The sequence below is a fragment of the Caballeronia calidae genome, assembly GCF_900044055.2.
In the GTDB taxonomy this organism is placed as follows: domain Bacteria; phylum Pseudomonadota; class Gammaproteobacteria; order Burkholderiales; family Burkholderiaceae; genus Caballeronia; species Caballeronia calidae.
Genome location: NZ_FCOX02000184.1, coordinates 1 through 4079, shown reverse-complemented (window position 1 = coordinate 4079; position 4079 = coordinate 1). Strand labels below are relative to the sequence as shown.

Annotated in this window: 3 protein-coding genes and 2 pseudogenes; 3 read left to right on the top strand and 2 right to left on the bottom strand. The window is 62.9% G+C overall.

The genetic code is table 11. From position 1 onward, the window contains the following. Positions 1 to 110, bottom strand: a pseudogene (locus AWB78_RS44805) (succinate dehydrogenase, cytochrome b556 subunit); the annotation flags it as partial. A gap of 172 nt (positions 111 to 282) precedes the next feature. After that, a complete protein-coding gene (locus AWB78_RS41645; RefSeq protein ID WP_198399487.1) occupies positions 283 to 1071 on the bottom strand; it encodes a GntR family transcriptional regulator in 789 nt (262 codons plus the stop codon). 597 nt (positions 1072 to 1668) lie between these two features. On the opposite strand from AWB78_RS41645, the gene AWB78_RS41640 reads away from it, so the two are divergent. The 3 genes and pseudogenes from AWB78_RS41640 to AWB78_RS46130 form a co-directional block, all read left to right on the top strand. Next, positions 1669 to 2655 carry a malate dehydrogenase gene (locus AWB78_RS41640; protein ID WP_062613025.1) on the top strand — a complete coding sequence of 329 codons (987 nt, stop codon included), beginning with the start codon at positions 1669 to 1671 and terminating at the stop codon, positions 2653 to 2655. A 159-nt stretch (positions 2656 to 2814) separates the two neighbouring features. Continuing rightward, positions 2815 to 3825 (top strand): HpcH/HpaI aldolase/citrate lyase family protein, encoded by a 1011-nt coding sequence (locus tag AWB78_RS41635; protein ID WP_062613024.1) that lies wholly within the window; start codon positions 2815 to 2817, stop codon positions 3823 to 3825. 108 nt (positions 3826 to 3933) lie between these two features. Beyond that, positions 3934 to 4079 (top strand): annotated as a pseudogene (locus AWB78_RS46130) (2-methylcitrate synthase); the annotation flags it as partial.

The following is a 4079-nucleotide window of genomic DNA, read 5'->3' as shown; positions in this document are numbered from 1 at the left end:
ATGCGATGCAGGATCGATACCTTCCCTGCCAGCGGCAAGCGATACTTCGCGATTTGGCCGATCCCGATGTTCCGGTACTCGGGCCTTGGTTTTTTTACGGCTTCAGCCATGCTAGACCCCAACTTGTTAAAACACACTAATCCGCGATTTTAGCGCCTTTTTATTTCGCGCTGCAGCGAAACGCCGCCCAAGAGACTGTTACTCCACACGCGAAAATAAGCTTGCCGCGTGCGTGTTCCGCGAGTCACTCAGCCAGTGCTCGCCGCCCCGTCCTTCATTCGTTCAGCTCAAGTCGTTCTGATAGTAATAACCAGTCGTGACATACCAGCCGCGCCGCACTTCCACAGGACGATCGCCATAGGTATAGGACACGCGCTCCACCGATAAAAGCGGAAATCCCTGCGCGACATCGAGAAACTGCGCGACGGTCTCGTCGGCGGCGACGGCGCGAATCTTCTCGGACGCGCGAATCATGCGCGTGCCAAACTCCGTCTCGAACATCGCGTAGAGCGGGCCTTTGTAGTCCGCAAGCCTTTCGGCTGTAAGGCCGCGAAACACCGCGCCCGGCAGCCAGATTTCGTCGAACACGGTCGTCACGCCATCGAACTGCAACAGGCGCTTGATAAGAACGACGGGATCGGCGGGCTTCAGGTCCAGCTGACGCGCGATTTCGGCGGGCGCGCGCAGACGCCTGCATTCGAGCAGGCGACTGACGTGGGGATGAGCATCGCCGTCATCGGGCAGAAGGCGCAGAAAGCGGAACTGCACGCGGTCTTCGTTGTGCGTCGCAACGAACGTGCCTTTGCCCTGACGGCGAACGAGGAGATTGTCGGCGGCGAGTTCGTCGATCGCCTTGCGAACGGTGCCCTGGCTCACCTTGTAGCGCGCGGCCAGCTCGACCTCGCTGGGGATGATTTCGCCAGGCTTCCATTCGCCGGACTCGAGCCCTTGCGTGATGAGCGCCTTGATCTGCTGATACAGCGGGCTGAACGTCGGCGACGGCGTGCTCGCGGCCTCAGCCGCCGGTGCAGTGCCGTTGGGGGTCGTCGTGCTCGCCGGGTTGGAATTCATGCCGCGCATTTCAACACAAGGGCCGCCGTGCGTCCAGACTTTTCCCGAAGATTCCTATGTCTTATATAAGACATAAGATATTGTTGACTTTACCTCGGAGCGATCCTACACTCCTTGTCGAGCAAGGGTTTGCGGGTCGTTGCGAGAACGCAGGAACCGCCGGTCAGCGTGTTTTCCACGGCGCTTTTTGCCCCGGAGTCCGGCATCCAAACATCGCGCAACATACCGCCAGGCACGCCCTTTCGCTTTCGCCTCACGCCGATCGGCCACTCGATTCGCGCGCCGCTGCCTGCCCCACGCCTCGCAACGTCAAGCGCCGTCTCGAATGGGCGCGTTGCCGTAGACCCAAGCGAATCGCCGCGTCCCTCACGACCATCCCGCACGCCTTCCGCTCGAAGAAGGATTCATGGCATGACAGTCACGCCGCACGCGCATCGATGCGGCGCGAATCAAGGATAGCCGCGCGCAACCGAGCGTGGCGCGGCTTCCGGCGATTCGCGCGCGGCATGGCCGGCATGTCTTCATCAACGCTTTGCGTAACGCGCATAAAATGGCGTTTTTCCCTAGCGTTCCACGCACCGTCCAGGAGAGTTCTCAATGGCTAAGTCCGCAAAGCGCGTTGCCGTAACCGGCGCCGCAGGTCAAATCGGCTACTCGCTGCTGTTCCGCATCGCCAACGGCGATCTGCTCGGCAAAGACCAGCCCGTGATTCTTCAGTTGCTCGATCTGCCGCAAGCGCAAGGCGCCGTCAAGGGCGTCGTGATGGAACTGGAAGATTGCGCCTTCCCGCTGCTCGCAGGCGTGGTCGTCACGGACGATCCCAAGGTCGCGTTCAAGGACGCCGACGTCGCCTTGCTCGTGGGCGCGCGTCCGCGTTCGAAGGGCATGGAGCGCAAGGATCTGCTGTCGGCAAACGCGGAAATCTTCACGGTTCAGGGCAAGGCGCTGAACGATGTCGCGAGCCGCGACGTCAAGGTGCTGGTCGTCGGCAACCCGGCGAACACGAACGCCTACATCGCGATGAAGTCGGCGCCGGATCTGCCGAAGAAGAACTTCACGGCCATGCTGCGTCTGGACCACAACCGCGCGCTGTCGCAACTGGCGGCCAAGTCGGGCAAGCCGGTCGCGTCGATCGAAAAGCTTGCCGTGTGGGGCAACCACTCGCCGACGATGTACCCCGACTTCCGCTTCGCAACCGCGGAAGGCCAGGACCTGACGAAGCTCATCAACGACGACGAATGGAACCGCAACACGTTCATCCCGACCGTCGGCAAGCGCGGCGCGGCGATCATCGAAGCGCGCGGCCTGTCGTCGGCGGCATCGGCGGCCAATGCTGCGATCGATCACGTGCGTGACTGGGTGCTCGGCACGAACGGCAAGTGGGTCACGATGGGCATTCCGTCGGACGGTTCGTACGGCATTCCGGAAGACATCATCTACGGCGTGCCCGTCATGTGCGAAAACGGCGAGTACAAGCGCGTCGAAGGCCTGGAAATCGACGCGTTCTCGCGCGAGAAGATGGACGGCACGCTTAACGAACTGCTCGAAGAGCGCGACGGCGTTTCGCATCTGCTGGGCAAGTAAGCACGGCGGTGTCGAGGGAAGCTCGCCGAGCTTCCCGTCTGCGCGAACGCTTCGCGGCGTTCGCGCGTGATTCGAATGCACTCGAAAGATTGCCGGGCGCATTCGAATCATCGAGCATGATCGATTCTCCTTTCCCCCAAATCGGACCCGAAGCCGACGATGCGCGCTCTCACTCCCGCCGAAGTGCTGTTTGACGGCGAACCGCAACCCGCTGTTCTCCCGCCCTGCGACCATTACGCGGGCAGCGAGAAGCTGATGAAAAAATCCCTGGCGTTGCAGGCGCAACTCGGCCCGGTATTCGACATCACGCTCGATTGCGAGGACGGCGCGCAGGTCGGTCACGAGGCCGAGCACGCGGAGCTGGTCGCATCGTTCGTCGGCGGCGAGGAAGACCGTTTCGGGCGCGTCGGCGTTCGCATCCACGACTTCAACCACCGCGCGTGGCGCGACGACGTGCGCATCATCCTGCGCAACGCGAAGAAAGCGCCCGCGTTCATCATGCTGCCGAAGATCCGCAGCGTCTTCGATGCCGCCGAGATGGTCGCTTTCATCGAAGCGTCGCGCTGCGAGTTCGGCATCGCGAAGCCGGTTCCTTGCCATCTGCTCGTCGAGACGCATGGCGCGCTCGCCGAAGCGTTCGAACTGGCCGCGCTGCCAGGCGTCGAATCGCTAAGCTTCGGTCTGATGGATTTCGTCTCCGCGCACAACGGCGCGATTCCCGATACCGCGATGCGCTCGCCCGGCCAGTTCGATCATCCGCTCGTGCGCCGCGCGAAGCTCGAGATCGCGGCTGCGTGTCACGCGCACGGCAAGGTGCCGTCGCACAATGTGTCGACCGAGGTGCGCGACATGGGCATCGTCGCGAACGATGCCGCGCGCGCCCGCAACGAATTCGGCTTCACGCGCATGTGGAGCATCCATCCGGATCAGATCAGACCGATCGTCGAAGCCTTCTCGCCGCGCGCCGATGAAATCGCGCTCGCCGCCGAGATCCTGCTCGAAGCGCAACGCGCGCAATGGGGCCCGACGCGCCACGGCGACACGCTCCACGATCGCGCGAGCTATCGCTATTACTGGTCCGTGCTGCGCCGCGCGCATGCGACCGGCCAGGTCATGCCCGACGAATGCGCGCCGCTCTTCGCCGTGTCGGCATCGGGAGCGCAGGCATGAGCGCCATCGGACCGGACTACAGCGTCGCGCACGGCTTCACGCCCGGCGCGGCCTTCAGGCACAACAAGTAACGCCGCATTGCGAGCGTACGAAAGGAGACTTGAGAGCATGACTGACACCGCATCGACCGAAGCACCCGCAACCGGCGGGTTCAAGCCGAAGAAATCCGTCGCGCTGTCCGGCGTGACGGCGGGCAATACCGCGCTCTGCACGGTCGGCAAGACCGGCAACGACTTGCACTATCGCGGCTATGA